This is a genomic window from Pseudomonas sp. NPDC008258, assembly GCF_042956345.1.
Taxonomy (GTDB): Bacteria; Pseudomonadota; Gammaproteobacteria; order Pseudomonadales; family Pseudomonadaceae; genus Aquipseudomonas.
The window spans coordinates 162,093-183,133 of record NZ_JBIBGE010000001.1 but is presented as its reverse complement, the minus strand read 5'-3'; the positions used below and the strand labels follow the sequence as shown (position 1 = coordinate 183,133).

Annotated in this window: 22 protein-coding genes and 1 tRNA gene; 2 read left to right on the top strand and 21 right to left on the bottom strand. The window is 62.2% G+C overall.

From position 1 onward, the window contains the following. Positions 1 to 3: 3 nt before the first annotated feature. From ACFY9W_RS00810 to trmJ, 14 genes are all read right to left on the bottom strand, one after another. Positions 4 to 1,032, bottom strand: coding sequence for a RodZ domain-containing protein (locus tag ACFY9W_RS00810; protein WP_391124448.1), 1,029 nt, complete (start codon positions 1,030 to 1,032; stop codon positions 4 to 6). Next, positions 1,029 to 1,790 carry a type IV pilus biogenesis/stability protein PilW gene (pilW, locus tag ACFY9W_RS00805; RefSeq protein ID WP_391124445.1) on the bottom strand — a complete coding sequence of 254 codons (762 nt, stop codon included), beginning with the start codon at positions 1,788 to 1,790 and terminating at the stop codon, positions 1,029 to 1,031. The genes ACFY9W_RS00810 and pilW overlap by 4 nt, the downstream gene beginning before the upstream one ends. Before the next feature lie 13 nt (positions 1,791 to 1,803). Continuing rightward, positions 1,804 to 2,949, bottom strand: a complete 1,146-nt coding sequence (gene rlmN / locus ACFY9W_RS00800; RefSeq protein ID WP_012270596.1) for a 23S rRNA (adenine(2503)-C(2))-methyltransferase RlmN — start codon at positions 2,947 to 2,949, stop codon at positions 1,804 to 1,806. Between the two features lie 28 nt (positions 2,950 to 2,977). Continuing rightward, the gene (gene ndk / locus ACFY9W_RS00795) at positions 2,978 to 3,403 is read right to left on the bottom strand and encodes a nucleoside-diphosphate kinase (RefSeq protein WP_008092560.1); all 426 of its coding nucleotides are present in this window, start codon (positions 3,401 to 3,403) and stop codon (positions 2,978 to 2,980) included. An 88-nt stretch (positions 3,404 to 3,491) separates the two neighbouring features. Continuing rightward, positions 3,492 to 3,692 carry a Fe-S cluster assembly protein IscX gene (iscX, locus tag ACFY9W_RS00790; protein ID WP_003248529.1) on the bottom strand — a complete coding sequence of 67 codons (201 nt, stop codon included), beginning with the start codon at positions 3,690 to 3,692 and terminating at the stop codon, positions 3,492 to 3,494. A 10-nt stretch (positions 3,693 to 3,702) separates the two neighbouring features. After that, positions 3,703 to 4,044, bottom strand: coding sequence for an ISC system 2Fe-2S type ferredoxin (gene fdx / locus ACFY9W_RS00785; RefSeq protein ID WP_012270595.1), 342 nt, complete (start codon positions 4,042 to 4,044; stop codon positions 3,703 to 3,705). Between the two features lie 3 nt (positions 4,045 to 4,047). Beyond that, the gene (gene hscA / locus ACFY9W_RS00780) at positions 4,048 to 5,910 is read right to left on the bottom strand and encodes a Fe-S protein assembly chaperone HscA (protein WP_391124440.1); all 1,863 of its coding nucleotides are present in this window, start codon (positions 5,908 to 5,910) and stop codon (positions 4,048 to 4,050) included. Between the two features lie 42 nt (positions 5,911 to 5,952). Beyond that, positions 5,953 to 6,474 carry a co-chaperone HscB gene (gene hscB, locus ACFY9W_RS00775; RefSeq protein ID WP_391124437.1) on the bottom strand — a complete coding sequence of 174 codons (522 nt, stop codon included), beginning with the start codon at positions 6,472 to 6,474 and terminating at the stop codon, positions 5,953 to 5,955. Positions 6,475 to 6,482: 8 nt separating this feature from the next. Continuing rightward, positions 6,483 to 6,806 carry an iron-sulfur cluster assembly protein IscA gene (gene iscA, locus ACFY9W_RS00770; protein WP_060511418.1) on the bottom strand — a complete coding sequence of 108 codons (324 nt, stop codon included), beginning with the start codon at positions 6,804 to 6,806 and terminating at the stop codon, positions 6,483 to 6,485. 28 nt (positions 6,807 to 6,834) lie between these two features. Beyond that, complete coding sequence (gene iscU, locus ACFY9W_RS00765; RefSeq protein WP_003248539.1) at positions 6,835 to 7,221, bottom strand: Fe-S cluster assembly scaffold IscU; 387 nt, start codon at positions 7,219 to 7,221, stop codon at positions 6,835 to 6,837. Positions 7,222 to 7,268: 47 nt separating this feature from the next. Next, on the bottom strand, positions 7,269 to 8,483 hold the full coding sequence (locus ACFY9W_RS00760; protein ID WP_391124432.1) for an IscS subfamily cysteine desulfurase: 1,215 nt from the start codon (positions 8,481 to 8,483) through the stop codon (positions 7,269 to 7,271). A gap of 46 nt (positions 8,484 to 8,529) precedes the next feature. Further along, positions 8,530 to 9,021, bottom strand: a complete 492-nt coding sequence (iscR, locus tag ACFY9W_RS00755) for a Fe-S cluster assembly transcriptional regulator IscR (protein ID WP_008092572.1) — start codon at positions 9,019 to 9,021, stop codon at positions 8,530 to 8,532. Between the two features lie 179 nt (positions 9,022 to 9,200). Further along, complete coding sequence (cysE, locus tag ACFY9W_RS00750; protein ID WP_391124428.1) at positions 9,201 to 9,986, bottom strand: serine O-acetyltransferase; 786 nt, start codon at positions 9,984 to 9,986, stop codon at positions 9,201 to 9,203. Positions 9,987 to 9,989: 3 nt separating this feature from the next. Further along, positions 9,990 to 10,742 (bottom strand): tRNA (cytosine(32)/uridine(32)-2'-O)-methyltransferase TrmJ, encoded by a 753-nt coding sequence (gene trmJ / locus ACFY9W_RS00745; protein ID WP_391124425.1) that lies wholly within the window; start codon positions 10,740 to 10,742, stop codon positions 9,990 to 9,992. Between the two features lie 151 nt (positions 10,743 to 10,893). Between trmJ and suhB the strand changes: the two genes are divergently transcribed. Continuing rightward, entirely contained in the window at positions 10,894 to 11,712 is an 819-nt protein-coding gene (suhB, locus tag ACFY9W_RS00740; RefSeq protein ID WP_391124422.1) for an inositol-phosphate phosphatase, read from the top strand. Positions 11,713 to 11,899: 187 nt separating this feature from the next. On the opposite strand, the gene ACFY9W_RS00735 is transcribed toward suhB, so the two are convergent. The 6 genes from ACFY9W_RS00735 to queA form a co-directional block, all read right to left on the bottom strand. Continuing rightward, on the bottom strand, positions 11,900 to 12,442 hold the full coding sequence (locus tag ACFY9W_RS00735) for a glycine zipper 2TM domain-containing protein (RefSeq protein ID WP_054887558.1): 543 nt from the start codon (positions 12,440 to 12,442) through the stop codon (positions 11,900 to 11,902). Positions 12,443 to 12,563: 121 nt separating this feature from the next. After that, the gene (gene secF, locus ACFY9W_RS00730; RefSeq protein ID WP_009682047.1) at positions 12,564 to 13,472 is read right to left on the bottom strand and encodes a protein translocase subunit SecF; all 909 of its coding nucleotides are present in this window, start codon (positions 13,470 to 13,472) and stop codon (positions 12,564 to 12,566) included. Positions 13,473 to 13,482: 10 nt separating this feature from the next. Then, entirely contained in the window at positions 13,483 to 15,345 is a 1,863-nt protein-coding gene (gene secD / locus ACFY9W_RS00725) for a protein translocase subunit SecD (protein WP_060501849.1), read from the bottom strand. Between the two features lie 63 nt (positions 15,346 to 15,408). Continuing rightward, positions 15,409 to 15,744, bottom strand: coding sequence for a preprotein translocase subunit YajC (yajC, locus tag ACFY9W_RS00720; RefSeq protein ID WP_056795769.1), 336 nt, complete (start codon positions 15,742 to 15,744; stop codon positions 15,409 to 15,411). Between the two features lie 42 nt (positions 15,745 to 15,786). Beyond that, on the bottom strand, positions 15,787 to 16,902 hold the full coding sequence (gene tgt, locus ACFY9W_RS00715) for a tRNA guanosine(34) transglycosylase Tgt (protein ID WP_014589748.1): 1,116 nt from the start codon (positions 16,900 to 16,902) through the stop codon (positions 15,787 to 15,789). A 14-nt stretch (positions 16,903 to 16,916) separates the two neighbouring features. After that, positions 16,917 to 17,966 carry a tRNA preQ1(34) S-adenosylmethionine ribosyltransferase-isomerase QueA gene (gene queA / locus ACFY9W_RS00710; protein WP_104834019.1) on the bottom strand — a complete coding sequence of 350 codons (1,050 nt, stop codon included), beginning with the start codon at positions 17,964 to 17,966 and terminating at the stop codon, positions 16,917 to 16,919. A gap of 106 nt (positions 17,967 to 18,072) precedes the next feature. On the opposite strand from queA, the gene ACFY9W_RS00705 reads away from it, so the two are divergent. Further along, positions 18,073 to 18,157 (top strand) — tRNA-Leu (locus ACFY9W_RS00705). Between the two features lie 353 nt (positions 18,158 to 18,510). Here ACFY9W_RS00705 and ACFY9W_RS00700 read toward each other — a convergent pair. Continuing rightward, positions 18,511 to 21,027 (bottom strand): TonB-dependent siderophore receptor, encoded by a 2,517-nt coding sequence (locus ACFY9W_RS00700; protein ID WP_391124416.1) that lies wholly within the window; start codon positions 21,025 to 21,027, stop codon positions 18,511 to 18,513. Between the last annotated feature and the right edge of the window lie 14 nt (positions 21,028 to 21,041).

Genomic DNA, 21,041 nt, shown 5'->3' with positions numbered 1-21,041 from the left:
GACTTACTGTCCCAACTTCAGGCGAGCGGTCTCGCCACTGGTGAACGGGGCAACATCGACGGCCTGGCCGTTGTAGCTGACCTGGGCGCCACGGGCAAAGCCCAGGCGTACCGCAAATGGCGGCTTGCCGGTCAGTTCGAGGTTGTCCCCCTTGCGCTTGATGGCGCTGAACAGCACCTTGCCGTTGCCGTCGCTGACCTGGGTCCAGCAATCGGCGACGAACTGGATGGAGACCTTGGCACTGCCGGCAGGCACTGCGGCTGGCTCGGCGGCGGCCACGGCTGCAGCCGGCGCTGCGGGCGCAACTGCGGCCGGTGCCGGGGTAGCCGGTACTACCGGGGCAGGCGCAACAGCCGGTGTGCTGGCAGCAGGTTGCGCGGGTGCCGGGGCTGGCGCTGCGGCAACCGTTGGCGCCGGGCTGGCAGGCGCCTGGTCGGCAACAGCGGCAGGCTGCCCGGCAGTGCCCTGCTCCAGGGCCAGCGGCGCGCTTTCGGGCTGCTGGCCAGCGGTGACGGCCTGGTCTTCAGGCTCATCAAGCGGGTGAATCTGGGTGGTGCCGTCGGCGCTTTCGACTTCGACATGCTCCAGGGCCATCTTGGCCAGGTCCTTGCCACGCAAGCTACCCTGGTCCTGCCACCAGACAAAACCACCACCCACCACAGCCACCAGCAACAGCAGGCTGACGCCACGCAGTATGTTGTGCGAGAGGCGTACCGGCTCTTCGATACGGCCCAGCGAGTGCACTTCGCTGCCTTTGGCGTGGGTACCGGTGTAGCGGTCGAAAGCCTCTACCAGGGCGGCCTGGTCGAGCTCCATCAATTTGGCATAGGCGCGGATGTAGCCACGGGCAAAGGTATGCCCGGGCAGCTTGTCGAAGGCGCCGGTTTCCACGTGGTTCAACGAACTGACAGTGAGGTTGAGCTTGCGGGCCACCTCGGCTTGAGACCAGTCCCGTTTCTCACGGGCCAGGCGCAAAAGCTCACCGGGGTTCTGGCCAGGCGCTACTGCTACTTCGGGATGCGCGGCGTTCATCGTTGCTCCGACAGGTATTGCTGATATTCCGGCGTACCGGGATAAAGTCGTTGTAATTGCTGGCCCATCTCGGCCAGTGTGCCCTGCTCGTCGAACACCCGGGCAAGGCGACTGCCCAGCAGCAGGCTACGGGCATCGTGGTCGCTCAACTGGCTGAAACGATCGTAGTAGTCCCGGGCCGGCACATAATGCCTGTTTTCGTAGGACAACTCAGCCATTTCCAACAAGGCTTTTGGTTGCCGCTGGTTGAGTTGCAACGCTTTGTGCAGATACGCATGCGCCTGATCGCGGCGTTCGAGCTTCAGGGCGGTCAGGCCCAGGTTCTCGTACACGCGTGAGCGCTCAGGATACAGGGTATCGCCACTGGCCAGGCGAAACATCTGCTCGGCTTCGGCAAATCGCCCCTGAGCATAAAGGAAACTGCCGTAATTGTTGCGAATTCGCGTGTCGCCAGCGCGGGCCTGCAACGCCTTGTGGAAGTGTGCTTCGGCCAGAGCCGGCTCACCTTCGGCCTGGAATACCAGCGCCAGGGCGGCGTGCGCATCGGCATCACGGCTATCCAGGGCCAGGGCCTTGCCCAGCGGCGCCTTGGCCTGCTCGATCAAACCCTGTTGCAAATACCCCAGGCCAAGCTGCACATAAGCCCGCCCCGCCTCCATCCTGCCCTGGCGGCTGGCCAGAGGGTCGCCGGCGCCGCCCGACACACAGCCGGCCAGCAGCAAAAGCGCAAGGATCGACAGCGCGGCGCGCAGGCTCATGGGCAGTTTCCGGTCAGTGGCTGGCGGCGCTGTCTTGCAGCTCGACGTCTGCAGAAAGCTGACGCACGGCAATGTAGCGCTCACTGCGGCGGGTGCGGTCGTTGACCTGGCCAACCAGCTGCCCACAGGCGGCATCGATATCGTCACCGCGGGTAGTACGGGTGGTAACGTTGAAACCACCGTGGTGCAGCAGGTCCTGGAAGCGACGAATGGCGTTGTTGCTCGGCCGCTCATAGCCCGAATGCGGGAACGGGTTGAACGGGATCAGGTTGATCTTGCACGGTACGTCGCGCAGCAACTCGATCATTTGCGCAGCATGCTCAGGCTGGTCGTTGACGTCCTTGAGCAGGGTGTATTCAACCGTGAGCACACGCTTGCCGCCCAGGGTCGACATGTAGCCCATGCACGATTCCAGCAGCACCTTCAGCGGGTACTTCTTGTTGATCGGCACCAGCTTGTTGCGCAGTTCGTCGTTCGGTGCGTGCAGCGACAGGGCCAGCGACACGTCGATGTGTTTGGCCAGTTCGTCGATCATCGGCACCACGCCCGAGGTGGACAGGGTGACGCGACGCTTGGAAATGCCATAGCCAAGGTCATCCATCATGATTTTCATGGCGGCGATGACGTTGTCGAAGTTCAGCAAGGGCTCGCCCATGCCCATCATCACCACGTTGGTAATCGCGCGGTCGACTTTGGCAGGAACGGTCCCGAAGGATTTGTTGGCAAGCCACACCTGGCCGATCACTTCGGCGGCAGTGAGGTTGCTGTTGAAGCCTTGCTTGCCGGTGGAGCAGAAACTGCAGTCCAGGGCACAGCCGGCTTGCGACGATACGCACAAGGTGCCGCGGTCGTCGGTAGGAATGTAGACGGTTTCGACGCAACTGCCGGAGGCAACGCGGATCACCCACTTGCGGGTGCCGTCGGCGGAAATGTCTTCACTGACCACTTCCGGTGGGCGAATCTCGGCAACGGCCTCGAGCTTTTCGCGCAAGACCTTGCCTACGTTGGTCATGGCCGCAAAGTCGGACACGCCAAAATGGTGAATCCATTTCATCACCTGGCCGGCACGGAAGCGTTTTTCCCCGATTGAGTCGAAGAATTGTTCCATTTCCGGCTGGGTCAGACCCAACAGGTTGATTTTGCCAGTAGATGTCGTCATGGATTCACCCTCACCCGTAAGCTTTCGCTTAGCGAGTGGTTACCTCGGTAGCAGCGAAGAAGTAAGCGATTTCGCGAGCAGCAGCAGCTTCGGAGTCCGAACCGTGAACGGCGTTGGCGTCGATCGACTCGGCGAAGTCAGCACGGATGGTGCCGGCAGCAGCTTCTTTAGGGTTGGTAGCGCCCATCAGCTCACGGTTCAGAGCGATGGCGTTTTCGCCTTCCAGAACCTGAACAACAACCGGGCCGGAAGTCATGAAGGCAACCAGGTCACCGAAGAAGCCGCGAGCGCTGTGCTCAGCGTAGAAGCCTTCAGCTTCGGCTTTGGACAGTTGCTTGATTTTCGAGGCAACGATTTTCAGGCCGGCTTCTTCGAAGCGAGTGGTGATCTTGCCGATGACGTTTTTGGCAACTGCGTCAGGCTTGATGATCGAGAAAGTACGTTGAACAGCCATGGAAAACTCCAGAATATGAGTGACACGAAAAATTAAACCCGCGAATTATACGCGGGTTCCGGGGGATTGCCTAACCTGCAAGTGACGCTTAGTCGGCTTCGTCGATCCAGGCAGCCTGGATGGCCTCAAGCACTTTCTCACCGCCGCGTGACGGATCGTCGCTGAATTCTGGCAATGCCAGCACCCAGCGGTGCAGGTCCACGAAATTCACATAACGAGGATCGACCTCAGGCTTGCTTTCTGCAAGCTGGATTGCGATCTCAAGTACATCAACCCATTTCAGACTCATGTACAGGCCCTCAGTGCGGTGCTTCGGCAGCGTGGTTCAGCGAATACTTGGGGATCTCGATGGTCAGGTCTTCGTCGGCGACCACCACCTGGCAACCCAGGCGCGACTGCGCCTCCAGGCCCCAGGCCTTGTCCAGCATGTCCTCTTCCAGCTCGTCGGCTTCTTCAAGGGAGTCGAAACCCTTGCGCACGATGCAGTGGCACGTGGTGCAGGCCTTGACGCCGCCGCAGGCGCTTTCCATCTCGATGTGATGGTCGTGGGCCAGCTCCAGGATGTTGGTCCCGGTCGGCACCTCCACGGTCAGCCCCTCTGGGCAGAACTTCTCATGCGGCAGGAATGTCACCAGCGGCATCGGTTACTCCTCGATCTCATTCAGGTTGCGCCCGGCCAGTGCGGCTTTGACCGTCGAATCAAGGCGACGGGCGGCAAATGCGTCGGTCACCTGCGACAGACGCTTGGTCTGTTGCTCGATGGCTGCGCCATCGGTGCCGGCCAGCAAATCACGTAGTTCTTGCATCTGGAACTCAATGGCGTCGCGCTCGTCGCTGCTGAGCAAGCGTTCGCCGTCGGCGTCCAGGGCGCCCTGTACCGCTTCGAGCAGGCGCTCGCCGTCCACCTGGTGCTCACGCAACTGGCGGGCCTGCTTGTCGGAACCTGCGTGTTCGAAGGAGTCCTTGAGCATGCGGGCGATCTCGCCGTCGGTCAGGCCGTAGGACGGCTTGACCTGGATGCTGGCTTCCACGCCCGAGCCCAGTTCGCGGGCAGCAACGCTGAGCAGGCCGTCGGCATCCACCTGGAAGGTGACGCGAATTTTCGCAGCGCCGGCAACCATGGCCGGAATGCCGCGCAGCTCGAAGCGTGCCAGCGAGCGGCAGTCGCTGATCAGCTCGCGCTCGCCCTGCAGGACGTGGATCATCATGGCCGACTGGCCATCTTTATAAGTGGTGAACTCTTGCGCACGCGCCACCGGAATGGTCGTGTTGCGCGGGATCACCTTTTCCATCAGCCCGCCCATGGTCTCAAGACCAAGCGACAGCGGAATGACATCAAGCAGCAGCAGCTCGCCACCTTCGCGGCGGTTACCGGCCAGGGTGTCGGCCTGAATGGCAGCGCCAATGGCCACCACCTGGTCAGGGTCGATCGAGGTCATCGGGGTACGGCCAAACAGCGTACCCACGGCATCACGCACCCGCGGAACCCGGGTAGAACCGCCGACCATGACCACGGCACTGACTTCTTCAAGCTCCACGCCACTGTCGCGCACGGCGCGGCGGCAGGCCTTGAGACTGCGGGCAACCAATGGCTCGATCATGGCTTCGAAGGCAGCACGGCTCAGTTCGCCCTGCCAGGCGCCATGGCTCACGCCGACCACGTCGGCGTCTGTCAGGGCTTCCTTGGCGGCGCATGCTGTTTGCAGCAATGCACGCTGGGTAGCCGGGTCCAGGTCGGACGACAGGCCAGCCTGCTCGATGATCCAGCCGGCAATGGCGTGGTCGAAATCGTCACCGCCCAGGGCGGTGTCGCCACCGGTGGCAAGCACTTCGAACACGCCAGCGGTCAGGCGCAGGATGGAGATATCGAAGGTACCGCCGCCCAGGTCATAGATGGCCACCACGCCTTCGGCGTTCTGGTCCAGGCCATAGGCCACGGCGGCTGCGGTCGGTTCGTTGAGCAGCCGCAACACGTTCAGGCCAGCCAGGCGCGCAGCGTCCTTGGTGGCCTGGCGCTGGGCGTCGTCGAAATAGGCAGGTACGGTGATTACCGCGCCTACCAGCTCGCCACCCAGGGTCGCTTCGGCGCGTTCGCGCAGCACCTTGAGGATATCGGCAGACACTTCTACCGGGCTTTTCGGCCCCTGCACGGTGTCGATGAATGGCATATGCGATTCACCGCCAACAAAGCGGTAAGGCAGCTGCTCACCCAGCTGCTTGACGTCAGCCAGGCCACGCCCCATCAGGCGCTTGACCGACAGCACGGTGTTCAACGGGTCGCTGGAGGCGGCATCACGCGCAGCCTGCCCCACTTCGTTGCGCCCTTCGAGGTAGCGCACCGCGGACGGCAGAATGACGTTACCCTGCGCGTCAGGCAGGGGCTCGCTACGGCCGCTGCGCAGTGCAGCGACCAGAGAGTTGGTGGTACCCAGGTCGATCCCCACCGCCAGGCGGCGCTGGTGCGGCTGAGGGCTTTGACCGGGTTCGGCAATCTGCAGTAGGGCCATGCTTATCTGAATACCTTAGGCGTCATCACGGGCGACACCGGGTTAATCGTCGAGGCGCTCTTCCAGTTGGCGCACTTCTTGGGCGAGCTTGTCGAGGAATTGCATGCGGCGCATCAGGCGCTCGGCCTTCTCGCGTTCGCCTGGGGCATCCCAGCACGCGGCAAAGTCCTCGTTCAGTGTGTCCTGGGCAACCTTCAGGCGCTTCTTGAACACACCAACACCATCAAGGTCGGCTTCGTCCTGCAACTCTTCGAGCTCTTCACGCCACTGCATCTGCTGCAACAGGAAGTCCGGGTCGTGGACCGTGACTTCCTGGGGTACTTCATGGCCGCTGATGGCCAGCAGGTAGCGGGCGCGACGCGGCGCACTGCGCAGCGTCTGGTAGGCATCGTTGAGGGCTGCGGACTTTTCCAGCGCCACGCGCTGCTCACGTTCGGAGGCGTCGGCAAAGCGGTCAGGATGGACTTCGCGGGCCAGCTCGCGGTAGCGAGTGGCCAGCTTGTCGAGGTCCAGGCGGAAGCTTGGCTGGAGGTCAAACAATGCGTAATGACAAGGAGTACCCACAGCCAGCCTCAAACGTTGAAGCTTTCGCCGCAGCCACATTCACCGCGCACGTTGGGGTTGTTGAACTTGAAGCCTTCGTTCAACCCTTCCTTGACGAAATCCAGTTCGGTGCCGTCGAGATAGACCAGGCTCTTGGGATCGATGATCACCTTCACGCCGTGGTTCTCGAACACCGTGTCTTCGTCCGCCAGTTCGTCGACGAACTCCAGCACGTAGGCCAGGCCCGAGCAACCGGTGGTGCGCACGCCCAGGCGAATGCCCTCACCCTTGCCGCGCCCGTCGAGGGAGCGGCGAATGTGGTTGGCGGCGGCTTCTGTCATGCTGATAGCCATCAGGACTCCTTACCTTGCAACAGGCGACTTAGATCAAGCCTTTCTTCTGCTTGTAATCGCGTACGGCTGCCTTGATGGCATCCTCGGCGAGTACCGAGCAGTGGATCTTGACCGGCGGCAACGCCAGTTCTTCGGCCAGCTGGGTGTTCTTGATGGTTTCGGCTTCGTCCAGGGTCTTGCCCTTCATCCACTCGGTGGCGAGGGAGCTGGAAGCGATGGCCGAACCGCAGCCGTAGGTCTTGAACTTGGCGTCTTCGATAACGCCCTGCTCGTTGACCTTGATTTGCAGACGCATCACGTCACCGCACGCCGGGGCGCCGACCATGCCGGTACCGACATCCGGGTCCTCGGCATTCATCTTGCCGACGTTGCGTGGGTTTTCGTAGTGGTCGATGACCTTTTCGCTGTATGCCATGGTGCTATTCCTTCCTCATCAGGGGAGCCGCTCTTGCCGGCGACTGCTTAGTGGGCGGCCCACTCGATCTTGGAGATGTCGACGCCGTCTTTGTACATGTCCCACAGCGGCGACAGTTCACGCAGTTTGTTGACCGCTTCGCAGACTTTCTGCGCGGCGTAGTCGACTTCTTCTTCGCTGGTGAAGCGGCCGAAGGAGAAGCGGATCGAGCTGTGCGCCAGCTCGTCGTTGCGGCCCAGGGCGCGCAGTACGTACGACGGCTCAAGCGACGCGGAGGTGCAGGCCGAACCGGACGATACGGCGATGTCCTTCAGCGACATCAGCAGCGATTCGCCTTCGACGTAGTTGAAGCTCAGGTTCAGGTTGTGCGGCACGCGGGCAGTCTGGCTGCCGTTGACGTACAGCTCTTCAAGGTTGGAGACCTGCTTGAAGAAGCGGTCGCTCAGGGCCTTGATGCGCACGTTTTCCGCGGCCATTTCCTGCTTGGCAATGGCGAAGGCTTCGCCCATGCCGACGATCTGGTGGGTCGGCAGGGTGCCCGAACGCATGCCGCGCTCATGGCCACCGCCGTGAATGATGGCTTCCAGGCGCACGCGCGGCTTGCGGCTGACGTACAGCGCGCCAATGCCTTTCGGGCCGTAGACCTTGTGCGCCGAGAACGACATCAGGTCGACCTTCAGCTTTTGCACGTCGATTTCGACCTTGCCGGCCGACTGGGCAGCGTCGACATGGAACAGCACGCCACGCGAACGGGTCAGTTCACCGATGGCGGCGATGTCGTTGATCGAGCCGACTTCGTTGTTCACGTGCATCAGCGAGACCAGGATGGTGTCGTCGCGCAGTACGGCTTCGACCATGGCCGGGGTGACGATGCCGTCTTCGCCTGGCTCAAGGTAGGTGACTTCGAAACCTTCACGCTCCAGCTGGCGAGCGGTATCCAGGACCGCCTTGTGCTCGATCTTGGAGGTGATGATGTGCTTGCCCTTGGTCTGATAGAAGTGCGCGACACCTTTCAGCGCGAGGTTGTCGGACTCGGTAGCACCGCTGGTCCAGACGATTTCACGCGGGTCGGCGTTGATCAGCTCGGCAACCTGGCGACGGCCGTTCTCGACCGCTTCCTCGGCCTTCCAGCCGAAGACGTGGGAGCGCGAGGCCGGGTTACCGAAGTTCCCGTCGACCAGCAGGCAGTCGGCCATCTTCTGGGCCACACGTGGGTCGACCGGGGTGGTCGCGGAGTAATCGAGGTAGATCGGCAACTTCATTTGTCTCTCCTATCAGGCGGTGGCGTCGCTCATCGTCCCAGGGGGATCAATCGACGGCGGACGTCTCAATCTTGTCCAGCTGGGCGGTTCGGCCTGCGACACGACGCAGGTCCTGGCGCTGGGCGACTTCCTGCACCTCACGGCGCATGACGAGGTCGGCCAGGCTGATGCCGCTGAGGAATTCATGGATCTGCTGGCTGAGGTCGCACCACAGGTGGTGGGTCAGGCAGGTATCACCGGCATGGCAGTCCCCGAGGCCCTGGCAACGGGTAGCATCGACCGATTCATTGACCGCATCGATGACCTGCGCCACCTGGATGGTTTCCATGCCGCGCGACAGCTGGTAACCACCGCCTGGACCACGCACGCTGGAAACCAGGCTGCTGCGGCGCAGCTTGGCGAACAGCTGTTCCAGATAAGAGAGGGAAATGCCCTGGCGCTCGGAAATGTCGGCCAAAGACACCGGCCCATGCTGCGCGTGCAACGCCAGGTCAAGCATGGCGGTCACGGCGTATCGGCCTTTGGTAGTCAGTCGCATGGCTATTGGGTACCACGGGAGTTTCGGGATGTGTGCGAGTATGCGATTCCCGAGCATTTAAGTCAACTATTAGACCTAGTGCTTTAGTCGGGTTTGCATCGGGGAGGCGGGCGCGATTGTAGCAGACGAGGGGCGTGAGCACACGCCCCGTATGTCACTATGATTTCAGTGCGGCGCAATCAATGCGACTGAGTGTCGCGCTGAGCCGCCTGGGCAACCTCGGTAAAGTCGTCTTCAGGCAGGGCCGGCAGCTCCTTGGCGCAATAGTCGCTACCCATCTTGGTCAGGGCGCCACACATCCCCTCCAGCCGCTCGTCGACCGCTTGCAGGTGGTCGAGCATCTGGCCGATGGCACGCGCCACCGGGTCGGGCATGTCGCCGCTGACGCCATACGCATCGAAGCCGATCTTCTCGGCCATGGCCTTGCGCTTGGCCTCGACTTCATTGTCTTCGCTCTTGACGATGATCCGCCCAGGGATGCCCACCGCCGTGGCACCGGCCGGAACGGCCTTGGTCACCACCGCATTGGAGCCGATCTTGGCACCGGCACCGACGGTGAACGGGCCCAGTACCTTGGCCCCCGCCCCTACCACCACGCCGTTTTCCAGGGTGGGGTGACGCTTGCCCTTGTTCCAGCTGGTGCCACCCAGGGTCACGCCCTGGTAAAGGGTGACGTCGTCGCCGATTTCGGCGGTTTCGCCAATAACGATGCCCATGCCATGGTCAATAAAGAAGCGACGACCGATGGTGGCACCGGGGTGGATCTCGATACCGGTCATCCAGCGGCCGAAGTTCGACACCAGCCGGGCCAGCCACTTGAAATCGCGCTTCCACAGGGCGTTACCCAGGCGGTGCAGCCAGATAGCGTGCATGCCGGGGTAGCAGGTGAGCACCTCGAAGGCATTGCGCGCAGCCGGGTCACGGTGGAATACGCTTTGAATATCTTCACGCAGGCGTTCGAACATCTGTCAGTCCTTCCGTTTATGCGGCTCGCCCCGGACCACTTTCTGGGTCTCGGTGAGGATGCCGCGCAAAATGCTCATTTCCGAACGCTCGACCGCCACCCGCCCGTACAGCCGGCGCAGGCGCGGCATCAGGTGCTTGGGCTTTTCAGGGTCGAGGAAGCCGATACCCACCAGGGTTTTTTCCAGGTGGTCGTAGAACAGCTCCATTTCGTCCATGGTCGCCAGCTCGCTGGCGTCAACCTTCTCGACTTTCGGCGCTTCACCGGCGGCCAGCCAGGCCATGCGCACCTCGTAGGCGAGCACCTGCACTGCGGCCGCCAGGTTCAGCGAGCTGAAGTCGGGGTTGGAGGGAATGTGCACGTGGAAGTGACATCGCTGCAGTTCTTCGTTGGTCAGGCCAGCGTGTTCGCGCCCGAACACCAGGGCGATTTCTTCGCCACCGCTGGCATGCTCCACCGCCTTGGCACCGCATTCACGCGGGCCGATCAACGGCCAGGGAATGCTGCGCTCGCGGGCGCTGGTGCCCATCACCAGGTTGCAGCCGACCAGCGCCTGTTCAAGGCTGTCGACCACCAGGGCGTTGGCCAGCACATCGTCGGCGCCCGAGGCTCGGGCACTGGCATCCTCGGCGGGGAATTCTTTTGGCTGCACCAGCACCAGGCGCGACAAGCCCATGTTTTTCATGGCACGCGCAGCGCCGCCGATGTTGCCGGGGTGGCTGGTATTGACCAGAACAACACGAATATTTTGCAGCAAGGTGTTGTGCTCACAGATGCAGGAATCAGGGCCTTCGATCTTACAGAACCGACGGACGTAACGCCATGAAAGCAAATGTGACACTTCTGCCGCCAAAGTTTTCTGCTAGAATGGCCGGCTTTCTTCTTTAACATCTCCAGGTGACCCGCCCATGCAGCCTATGCTGAATATCGCCCTGCGCGCCGCTCGCAGCGCCAGTGAACTGATTTTCCGCTCCATCGAACGCCTGGATAGCATCAAGGTGGACGAGAAAGAGGCTAAGGACTACGTTTCCGAAGTTGATCGTGCCGCCGAGCAAAAAATCGTCGACGCGCTGCGCAAGGCCTACCCGAACCACTCCATCCAGGGCGAAGAAACCGGCCTGCACGCGGGTAGCGGCGAAGAAGGCAAGGATTACCTGTGGATCATCGACCCGCTGGACGGCACCACCAACTTCCTGCGTGGCATCCCGCACTTCGCCGTCAGCATCGCCTGCAAATACCGTGGTCGCCTTGAACACGCCGTAGTGCTCGACCCGGTCCGCCAGGAAGAATTCACCGCCAGCCGTGGCCGTGGCGCCCAACTCAATGGCCGTCGCCTGCGCGTCAGCTCGCGCACCAGCCTGGAAGGCGCCCTGCTGGGTACCGGCTTCCCGTTCCGTGACGGCCAGATGGCTGACATGGACAACTACCTGGGCATGTTCCGCGCCCTGACTGGCCAGACCGCCGGCATCCGCCGCGCCGGCTCCGCCAGCCTGGACCTGGCCTACGTGGCCGCTGGCCGTTTCGACGCCTTCTGGGAGTCGGGCCTGTCCGAGTGGGACATGGCAGCCGGCGTGCTGCTGATCCAGGAAGCCGGTGGCCTGGTGAGCGACTTCAACGGTGGCCACGACTTCCTCGACAAGGGCCACATCGTTGCAGGCAACATCAAGTGCTTCAAGGCCGTGCTGACTGCTATCCAGCCGCACCTGCCAGAGAGCATGAAGCGCTAAGCGCGGATTGCCAGAACGCAAAAAGCACCCCTCGGGGTGCTTTTTTTGTGCCTGACAGTTTTGCACTACCTGTACCGGCCTCTTCGCGGGCTTGCCCGCTCCCACAGGGATGGCACTAACCTGAAGGACAGCGCTTTACCTGTGGGAGCGGGCAAGCCCGCGAAGAGGCCCGCTCAGGCAACATCAATCACTGGCCAGCTTCACTCAGGATCAGCTTGCCATTCTTGTCCAGCGGAATGGTCGACCCCGGCTCACGGTCCATTTTCACCTTGCCGACCTGGTCGCCGATGGAATAGGTCACGTTGTAACCCACCACCTTCTCGCTGATGTCATTGACTGTGTTGCAGCGGGTTTGCGTGGTAGTGTAGGTGTCACGCTGCTGCATGCCTTCCTGCACCTTGTTGCCGGCATAACCACCACCGACCGCACCGGCCACGGTGGCGATCTTCTTGCCGGTACCACCACCAATCTGGTTACCCAGCAGGCCGCCAGCAATGGCGCCCACCACGGTACCGGCGATCTGGTGCTGGTCCTTGACCGGTGCCTGGCGCGTCACGGCGACGTCCTTGCACACTTCACGCGGGGTTTTCACTTGCTGCTTGATCGGCTGCACGTCGGTGACCTGGGCGTACTCAGGCCCCTTGTTGACCAAGCTGTAGGTCGCCACAGCACCTCCGGCAGTAACACCGACAGCACCCAGTACCGCACCCACCAGCATTGATTTGTTCACGTGAACCTCCTGATCGTACCAGCGGGCATCAACCCGCGCTTCTCCCAGCCTTGGAGCAAAAAAAAAGGCGCGAGTTCAATACTCGCGCCTTTTGCACCGCCAGGCGGTGATGGACTAGCCCTTACGGACGGTCATCCACACCTTCTGCCTTGGTCGGCGGGATCAGGTCTTCGCTGTTCAGGTTCAGCCAGATCAGTACCACGTTGGCGATGTAGATCGACGAGTAGGTACCGGCCATGACGCCGATGAACAGCGCCAGCGAGAAGCCGAACAGGTTGTCACCACCAAAGAACAGCAGTGCAGCAATGGCCAGCAAGGTCGAAACCGAGGTGGCGATGGTACGCAGCAGGGTCTGGGTGGTGGAAACGTTGATGTTCTCGATCAGCGAGGCCTTGCGCATCACGCGGAAGTTTTCACGCACCCGGTCGAACACGACGATGGTGTCGTTCAGCGAGTAACCGATGATCGCCAGCACCGCCGCCAGCACCGTCAGGTCGAAGGTGATCTGGAAGAACGACAGGATACCCAGGGTAACCACCACGTCGTGGATCAGCGAGATGATCGCACCCACGGCGAACTTCCACTGGAAGCGGAAGGCCAGGTAGATAAGGATGCCGCCCAGCGCCAGGAGCATGCCCATGCCACCCTGGTCACGCAGCTCTTCACCCACCTGCGGGCCGACGAACTCGACACGCTTGAGCGTGGCAGGGTTGTCACCGCCCGCCTTCTGCAGCGCGGCAGCGACCTTGTTGCCCAGCTGCGGGTCATCACCCGGCATACGCACCAGCAGGTCGGTGGTAGCGCCAAAGCTTTGCACCACGGCTTCGTGGAAGCCGGAGTCGACCAGCTCGGCACGCACCGCCTTGAGGTCGGCCGGGCGCTCGTAGGTCAGCTCGATCAGCGTACCGCCGGTGAAGTCCAGGCCGAAGTTCAGGCCTTTCTGCCACCAGCTGAACAGCGCCAGCACGGTGAGGAGCACGGTAATGGCGAACGCAACGTTGCGCACGCCCATGAAGTTGATGGTTTTCATCGCAGCTCCCTCAAACCCACAGCTTCTTGATGTCACGCCCGCCACAGGTCAGGTTGACCATTGCGCGGGTCACCATGACGGCGGTGAACATCGAGGTGAAAATCCCGAGGGACATGGTGACCGCAAAGCCCTTGACCGGGCCGGTACCCATGGCGAACAGGATGCCGCCGACCAGCAGACTGGTCAGGTTGGCGTCGATGATCGCGGTATAGGCGCGGTTGAAACCTTCGTGGATGGCGCGCTGTACCGACATGCCGGCCTTCAGCTCTTCGCGGATACGCGAGAAGATCAGCACGTTGGCGTCCACCGCCATACCCATGGTCAACACGATACCGGCAATACCCGGCAGGGTCAGGGTGGCGCCCAGCAGCGACATCAATGCCAGCAGCAGCACCATGTTGCCCGCCAGGGCGATGGTGGCGATCACGCCGAAGCCGCGGTAGATGGCGATGATGAACAGCGAGACGAACAGCATGCCCCACAGCGACGCATCGATACCCTTGGTGATGTTGTCGGCACCCAGGCTTGGACCAATGGTACGTTCTTCAGCGAAGTACATCGGCGCGGCCAGACCACCGGCACGCAGCAGCAGGGCCAGCTCGGACGATTCACCCTGGCCGTTCAGGCCGGTGATGCGGAACTGGCTGCCCAGCGGCGACTGGATGGTCGCCAGGCTGATGATCTTCTTCTCTTCCACGAAGCTTTGTACGGCAACGTCCTTCTCGACGCCGTCGACGGTCTGCTTGACGTAGCGGGTGACCGGCTTCTGCTCGATGAAGATCACCGCCATGCTGCGGCCAACGTTGCTGCGGGTAGCGCGGCTCATCAGCTCGCCACCGTGACCATCCAGACGGATGTTCACCTGTGGGCGGCCGTGCTCGTCGAAGCTGGCCTGGGCGTCGGTTACCTGGTCACCGGTGATGATCAGGCCGCGCTCTACCGGGGCGGAGCGGCCGCCTTCGCGGAACTCGAACACCTCGGTAGTGGCTTTGGACGCGCCCGGCTCGGCACCGAAGCGGAACTCCAGGTTGGCGGTTTTACCGAGGATACGCTTGGCTTCGGCAGTGTCCTGCACGCCTGGCAACTCGACCACGATGCGGTTGGCGCCCTGGCGCTGCACCAGCGGCTCGGCCACGCCCAGCTCGTTGACACGGTTGCGGACGGTGGTGAGGTTCTGCTTGATCGAGTATTCGCGGATCTCGGCAACTTTGGCCTGGGTCAGCGCCAGACGCAGCACCGCAAGCTCGTTGCGCTCGGTGGTGGTCAGGTCGAAGTCATTGAAATTCTTGCGGATCAGGGCTCGTGCCTGTTCGCGGGTAGCATCGTCGGCGAAGCCCAGCATGATGCCGCCATCCTGCTGAGGCAGGCTGCGGTAGCGGACGCGCTCTTTGCGCAGCAAGGTCTTGACCTCGCCTTCGTAGACTTTCATGCGGGCCGTCATGGCCTTGTCCATGTCCACTTCCAGCAGGAAGTGCACACCACCGGACAGGTCCAGGCCCAGCTTCATCGGGCTTGCACCCAGGTTGCGCAGCCATTGCGGGGTAGTCTGGGCCAGGTTCAGGGCCACGACGTAATCATCGCCCAGTGCCTTGCGCACTACATCCTTGGCTGGCAGCTGGTCTTCCTGATTGGTCAGGCGGATCAGCCCGCTGCCCTTCTCACCCAGGCTTGCGCCCTTGACGGCAATCTTGGCATCGACCAGCGCCTTGCTGACGCGATCGAGGTCGGCCTGGTTCACCTGCAGCGCCGAGCTGGCACCGCTGATCTGCACCGCCGGGTCATCCGGGTAGAGGTTGGGAGCGGAATAAATGAAACCGACCACCAGTACCAGCACGATCAGTGCATATTTCCACAGAGGGTATTTGTTCAGCATCACGCCGCCCGTTCAAGACGCGGGGCGCGTTGCGCGCCCCGACTGGAAAATAAAACCGGTAACTCAGATAGCCTTGAGCGTACCTTTTGGCAGGGTTGCCGCGATGGCACCCTTCTGGAACTTCAGTTCGACAGTGTCGGACACTTCCAGTACCACGAAGTCATCGGAAACCTTGACGATCTTGCCGGCGATGCCGCCGTTGGTGACAACTTCGTCACCTTTCTGCAAGTTGCCCAGCAGGTTTTTCTGCTCTTTGGCACGCTTGGCCTGCGGGCGCCAGATCATCAGGTAGAAGATGACCAGGAAACCGACCAGGAAAATCCACTCGAAGCCGGTACCGGCTGGGCCGGCGGCGGGTGCTGCTGCGTCCGCGTATGCGGCGGGGATCAAGAAGCTCATTGGGCACTCCTAATGTAATTTTCTAATAATGTGTGCGAACAGTCAGTCCAGGGGCGGAACGGGAAGCCCGCGCTTGGCGTAGAAGGCGTCGACAAAGGCGGCCAATTTACCCTGTTGAATAGCCTCGCGTAAACCGGCCATCAAGCGCTGGTAATGGCGCAAGTTGTGGATGGTATTCAGCATGCTGCTCAGCATTTCGCCGCACTTGTCCAGGTGATGCAGATAGGCGCGGGAGAAGTTGGTGCAGGTGTAGCAGTCACAGGTCGGATCCAGCGGCGATTCATCGTGGCGATGGAACGCGTTGCGGATCTTGATCACCCCTGTATCGACGAACAGATGGCCGTTGCGCGCGTTACGCGTCGGCATCACGCAGTCGAACATGTCGACGCCGCGGCGCACACCCTCAACGAGATCTTCCGGTTTGCCTACCCCCATAAGGTAACGAGGTTTGTCAGCAGGCATCTGGCCCGGCAGGTAATCCAGCACCTTGATCATTTCGTGCTTGGGTTCGCCCACCGACAGGCCGCCGATGGCCAGGCCGTCAAAGCCGATGTTTTCCAGGCCTTCCAGCGAGCGCATGCGCAGGTCCTGGTACATACCGCCCTGGACGATACCGAACAGCGCCGCGGTGTTGTCGGCGTGGGCGTTCTTCGAGCGCTGGGCCCAGCGCAGCGACAGCTCCATGGAGGTGCGCGCCACATCGTGCTCGGCCGGGTACGGGGTGCACTCGTCGAAGATCATCACCACGTCCGAGCCCAGGTCGCGCTGCACCTGCATCGACTCTTCCGGGCCCATGAACACTTTCGAGCCATCGACTGGCGAGGCGAAGGTCACGCCCTCTTCCTTGATCTTGCGCATGGCGCCCAGGCTGAACACCTGGAAGCCACCGGAGTCGGTGAGGATCGGGCCTTTCCACTGCATGAAGTCGTGCAGGCCGTTGTGCTTCTTGATCACCTCGGTACCCGGGCGCAGCCACAGGTGGAAGGTGTTGCCCAGGATCATCTCGGCGCCAATGGCCTCGATATCGCGTGGCAGCATGCCCTTGACCGTGCCGTAGGTGCCCACTGGCATGAACGCCGGGGTTTCCACGGTGCCACGTGGGAAGGTGATGCGGCCACGACGGGCCTTGCCGTCGGTGGCCAGCAGTTCGAAGGACATTCGACAGGTGCGACTCATGCTTGATCCTCGGGGCCGCGTGGCGCCGGATTGCGGGTGATGAACATGGCATCACCGTAACTGAAGAAGCGGTACCCGTTCTCGACCGCCGCCGCGTAGGCGGCCATGGTCTCGGGGTAGCCGGCGAAGGCCGAAACCAGCATCAGCAGCGTGGACTCCGGCAGGTGGAAGTTGGTGACCAGGGCGTCGACCACATGGAACGGCCGGCCTGGGTAGATGAAGATGTCGGTGTCGCCGCTGAAGGCCTTGAGCACGCCGTCGCGCGCCGCGCTCTCCAGCGAACGCACGCTGGTAGTGCCCACCGCGATCACCCGGCCGCCACGGGCGCGACAGGCCTCGATGGCATCGACCACATCCTGGCCCACTTCGAGCCACTCTTTATGCATGTGGTGGTCTTCGATCTTGTCGACCCGCACTGGCTGGAAGGTACCCGCCCCCACGTGCAGGGTCACGAAGGCCCGCTCCACGCCCTTGGCGGCGATCTTTTCCAGCAGGGCCTCGTCGAAATGCAGGCCCGCCGTGGGCGCTGCAACCGCACCGGCACGCTGGGCGTACACGGTCTGGTAGCGCTCGCGGTCGGCGCCTTCATCGGGGCGGTCGATGTAAGGCGGCAGCGGCATATGGCCGACGCGGTCGAGCAGTGGCAGCACCTCTTCGGTGAAGCGCAGCTCGAACAGCGTGTCGTGGCGCGCGACCATTTCGGCCTCGCCACCGCCATCGATGAGGATGACCGCGCCTTCTTTCGGCGCCTTGCTGGCACGCACATGGGCCAGCACCCGGTGGCTGTCGAGCACGCGCTCGACCAGCACTTCCAGCTTGCCGCCGGAGGCTTTCTGGCCGAACAACCGCGCCGGGATCACCCGGGTGTTGTTGAACACCATCAGGTCGCCGGGGCGCAGGTGGTCGAGCAAGTCGGGGAATTGCCGGTGCGAAAGCGCGCCGGTCGGCCCATCGAGCACCAGCAGACGGCTGCCATGGCGCTCGGCCAACGGGTGGCGGGCGATCAGGGAATCAGGGAGTTCGAAGGAGAAATCGGCGACGCGCATGATGATGTTCGGTTCGGCAGGGCCGGGAAGTTTAGCCCAATGTGTGAAAATTGACCATGAAAGCCGATTGACCGACCAGCGGCACCTCTCTATACTGCGCGCCACTGCCCTGATGGCGGAATTGGTAGACGCGGCGGATTCAAAATCCGTTTTCGAAAGGAGTGGGAGTTCGAGTCTCCCTCGGGGCACCAAGATCCGGAAAAAACCGACCTTATGGTCGGTTTTTTTTCGTCTGCGTTTTCTTGAATTGACCCCCATGGCTGCCAGCGCCATGCGGCCCCTATGGGACTGTAGCCGCGAACACCGGCGAAGCCGGTGCCAACCACCGCGCTGGTTTCTTCGCGGGCTCGCCCGCTCCCACAGGTATTGCGCAATCTTCAGGGTATTGTCGCGCCTGTGCGAGCAGCTGTCTTATTAAAAATCTTCAAGCTCGCGCAATCTCTGTGGGAGCGGGCAAGCCCGCGAACACCGGCAAAGCCGGTGCCAGCCACCGCGTCGTCTGCTTCGCGGGTGAACCCGCTCCCACAGGGAACCCGGCCAGCCGTTAGAAATCCGCCCGCAAGGTAACGGTGTAGTTGCGCGGATCCCCGTAGTAGTTCGCCGCATACAACCAACCGATGCTGGAGAAGTACTTCTTGTCGAACAGGTTGTTGCCGTTCAACGACACGCTGAAGTTCTTGTTGATCTGGTAAGCCACCCGGGCGTTCCAGATGGCATACCCCGCCTGCTCGATCTTGGCTATCCCGTCGGTCCCACCAAAGTTGCCGTGGTAGTTGCGGCTCTGGATGTTGGCGCCAGCGCCCACGGTCCAAGGTGCCAGTTCGCCAGGCAGGTTGTAGTCCGCCCAGAAACGCAGCAGATGCTTGGGCGTGTAGGTGTTGAAGGTGCCGCCGGCCTCGGACTCACCATCAGCCGGGTCGTTGCGGTATTCGGTGTGGGTGTAGCCGGCAAACAGTTGCAGGCGGTCCAGCACCTCGCCGCTGATCTCCGCGTCAAAGCCCTGGGTACGCACCTTGCCACCGGCCACGTAGCAGTTCTCACCACCGTTCACCCCGCACTGCGCGGCCTGGGCGCGGTTTTCCTGGTCGACCTGGAACAGCGCAAAGCTGGTATTCACACGACCGTCGAGCAGCTCACCCTTCAGGCCCATTTCATAGTTGGCGCCTTCGATGGGTTTGAGCGGGGCGTAGTCCACGCTCAGTTCGGTTTGCGGCTTGAAGATATCGGCATAGCTCACGTAAGCCGACCACTGGTCATTCAGCGCGTAGATCAGGCCGCCATAGGGCGTGAACTCGCCGCTTTCGCGCGAGTGGGCCGGGGTTGGCGACACGCCGTTGAAACGGTGCAGTTCGTAATCGTAGGTGTAATTGCTGGTGCGCCCACCCACTACCAGGGTCAAAGGGTCGGCCAGCTTGTAGCGCGTGACCGCGTACAGCCCGTTTTGGCGAATCTTGCCTTTGGAAGTGCCGGGGTAGGTGTTGCTAGTACCGTTGCCCAGTAGTTGGTCCTGGGTCGGGCGCTGCGGCGAGACCGGGTCGTAGATGTTCATCGGCCCCAGGCTCAGGAAGCCGCCTTGCAGGTCGTCGGTCTTCAAGTCACTGGCGTTGGCGCCCACCACCACTTCGTGCTCCCGGCCAAAGGCGCGCCACTTGCCGGTCAGGTTGATGTCGGCACCTTTGTTGATGTTCTCGAAGTCGTACATGTAGGCACGCGAGCGCATACCGTCGCCGGTGGCCGGGTCGACAGCACCCCGGCCGAAACTGTAGAGGATGTAGTTGGTTTCGCGCATGTAGCTGCCGGAAGCCTTCAGGCGCCAGTCTTCGTTGAAGTCGTGGGTAACGTCGGCAAAGTAGGTGGTCTGCTTGTTATCCCATTTGTTCCAGTCGGCACCCGTGTAGGTGGAGCGGCTGACGTTCACGGCGCTGCCGTCCTTGTTACGCGGCAGGCCACTGAAGAATGGCGTGGAATGCAGGTCTTCGACACTGGCGCCCGCTGCTACCGTGGTGGCGGCGCCGAGGTCGTATTCAACGATGCCGTAAAGTACGTTCTTGCGGCTTTCGGCGGTGTCGTAGAAGTAGTTCTGGTCTTCGTGCCCGGCCACCACACGGCCACGCAGCGAGCCATCGGCATTGAGCGGCGCGCCGGCATCGACAGTTTGACGGTAGGTATCCCAGGAACCGGCACTGGCAGTAACGGACAGGAACGGGTCGGCTTTTGGCCGTTTACGCACCAGGTTGATGGCTGCCCCCGGGTTGCCGCTGCCCTGCAGCAGGCCGTTGGCACCGCGCAGGATTTCGACACGGTCATACAACAGCGTGTCGGAAGTGAAGCTGCTGCCGATGGCGTAGTAGCGGCGGTCGAGTGGCACGCCGTCGTACTGGATGGTTTCTACTTCGAAGCCACGCGAGTAGATGTACTTGCCGCCAGACGGGCTTTGCAGGGTGGTGATGCCGGTGGTCTTTTCCAGCACTTCATCCAGGGTATCGAGGCGCTGGTCGTCCATGGCCTTGCGCGTGACCACGCTGACGGACTGGGGGATGTCCTTCAGGCGGTGCGTGCCTTTGCCAATGGTGACAGCGCTGGAGGTGTAGCTGCCCGAGCCCTCGGTGGTTGCATTATCCTGAACGCCATTGATGTTCAGCGGTTCCAGATTCAAGGCGGCGCCACCCGACGCGGCGCTCAGCGGAACTGGCTGCAAGCCATAGACGTTGTTGCCGCGCCGCACGGCCTGCAGGCCAGTACCGGCCAACAGGTGCTGCAACCCTTCTTCAACCCCATACTGCCCTTGCAGCCCCGGGCTGGAGAGCCCACGGGTCAGTTCCGAGGTGTATTGAAGGGTGAACCCTCCTTCACTGGCAAACCGGGCAAGTACCTGGGCCAGGCTGCCGGACGCGATGCTGTAGGCTTGCGGGGCCTGCGCAGTCGCAGCCAGGGCGTGCGCGCCAACACCCTGCAGGGCAATGGCCAGGGCGCTCAGGGCGAGTAGCCGACGATAGCTGGGCACGCGTGGTTGAACCTTGGCGAGGCCGGTGGTGGCGACCGGTGAAGAAGAGCGGATCATTGAGAAGTTGTCCC

Bases quoted from the DNA above. Each gene is read 5' to 3' on its own strand.
- ACFY9W_RS00810 (WP_391124448.1), bottom strand. From the start codon at position 1,032: ATGAACGCCGCGCATCCCGAAGTAGCAGTAGCGCCTGGCCAGAACCCC.
- pilW (WP_391124445.1), bottom strand. From the start codon at position 1,790: ATGAGCCTGCGCGCCGCGCTGTCGATCCTTGCGCTTTTGCTGCTGGCC.
- rlmN (WP_012270596.1), bottom strand. From the start codon at position 2,949: ATGACGACATCTACTGGCAAAATCAACCTGTTGGGTCTGACCCAGCCG.
- ndk (WP_008092560.1), bottom strand. From the start codon at position 3,403: ATGGCTGTTCAACGTACTTTCTCGATCATCAAGCCTGACGCAGTTGCC.
- iscX (WP_003248529.1), bottom strand. From the start codon at position 3,692: ATGAGTCTGAAATGGGTTGATGTACTTGAGATCGCAATCCAGCTTGCA.
- fdx (WP_012270595.1), bottom strand. From the start codon at position 4,044: ATGCCGCTGGTGACATTCCTGCCGCATGAGAAGTTCTGCCCAGAGGGG.
- hscA (WP_391124440.1), bottom strand. From the start codon at position 5,910: ATGGCCCTACTGCAGATTGCCGAACCCGGTCAAAGCCCTCAGCCGCAC.
- iscA (WP_060511418.1), bottom strand. From the start codon at position 6,806: ATGGCTATCAGCATGACAGAAGCCGCCGCCAACCACATTCGCCGCTCC.
- iscU (WP_003248539.1), bottom strand. From the start codon at position 7,221: ATGGCATACAGCGAAAAGGTCATCGACCACTACGAAAACCCACGCAAC.
- ACFY9W_RS00760 (WP_391124432.1), bottom strand. From the start codon at position 8,483: ATGAAGTTGCCGATCTACCTCGATTACTCCGCGACCACCCCGGTCGAC.
- iscR (WP_008092572.1), bottom strand. From the start codon at position 9,021: ATGCGACTGACTACCAAAGGCCGATACGCCGTGACCGCCATGCTTGAC.
- cysE (WP_391124428.1), bottom strand. From the start codon at position 9,986: ATGTTCGAACGCCTGCGTGAAGATATTCAAAGCGTATTCCACCGTGAC.
- suhB (WP_391124422.1), top strand. From the start codon at position 10,894: ATGCAGCCTATGCTGAATATCGCCCTGCGCGCCGCTCGCAGCGCCAGT.
- secF (WP_009682047.1), bottom strand. From the start codon at position 13,472: ATGAAAACCATCAACTTCATGGGCGTGCGCAACGTTGCGTTCGCCATT.
- secD (WP_060501849.1), bottom strand. From the start codon at position 15,345: ATGCTGAACAAATACCCTCTGTGGAAATATGCACTGATCGTGCTGGTA.
- yajC (WP_056795769.1), bottom strand. From the start codon at position 15,744: ATGAGCTTCTTGATCCCCGCCGCATACGCGGACGCAGCAGCACCCGCC.
- tgt (WP_014589748.1), bottom strand. From the start codon at position 16,902: ATGTCCTTCGAACTGCTGGCCACCGACGGCAAGGCCCGTCGTGGCCGC.
- queA (WP_104834019.1), bottom strand. From the start codon at position 17,966: ATGCGCGTCGCCGATTTCTCCTTCGAACTCCCTGATTCCCTGATCGCC.
- ACFY9W_RS00700 (WP_391124416.1), bottom strand. From the start codon at position 21,027: ATGATCCGCTCTTCTTCACCGGTCGCCACCACCGGCCTCGCCAAGGTT.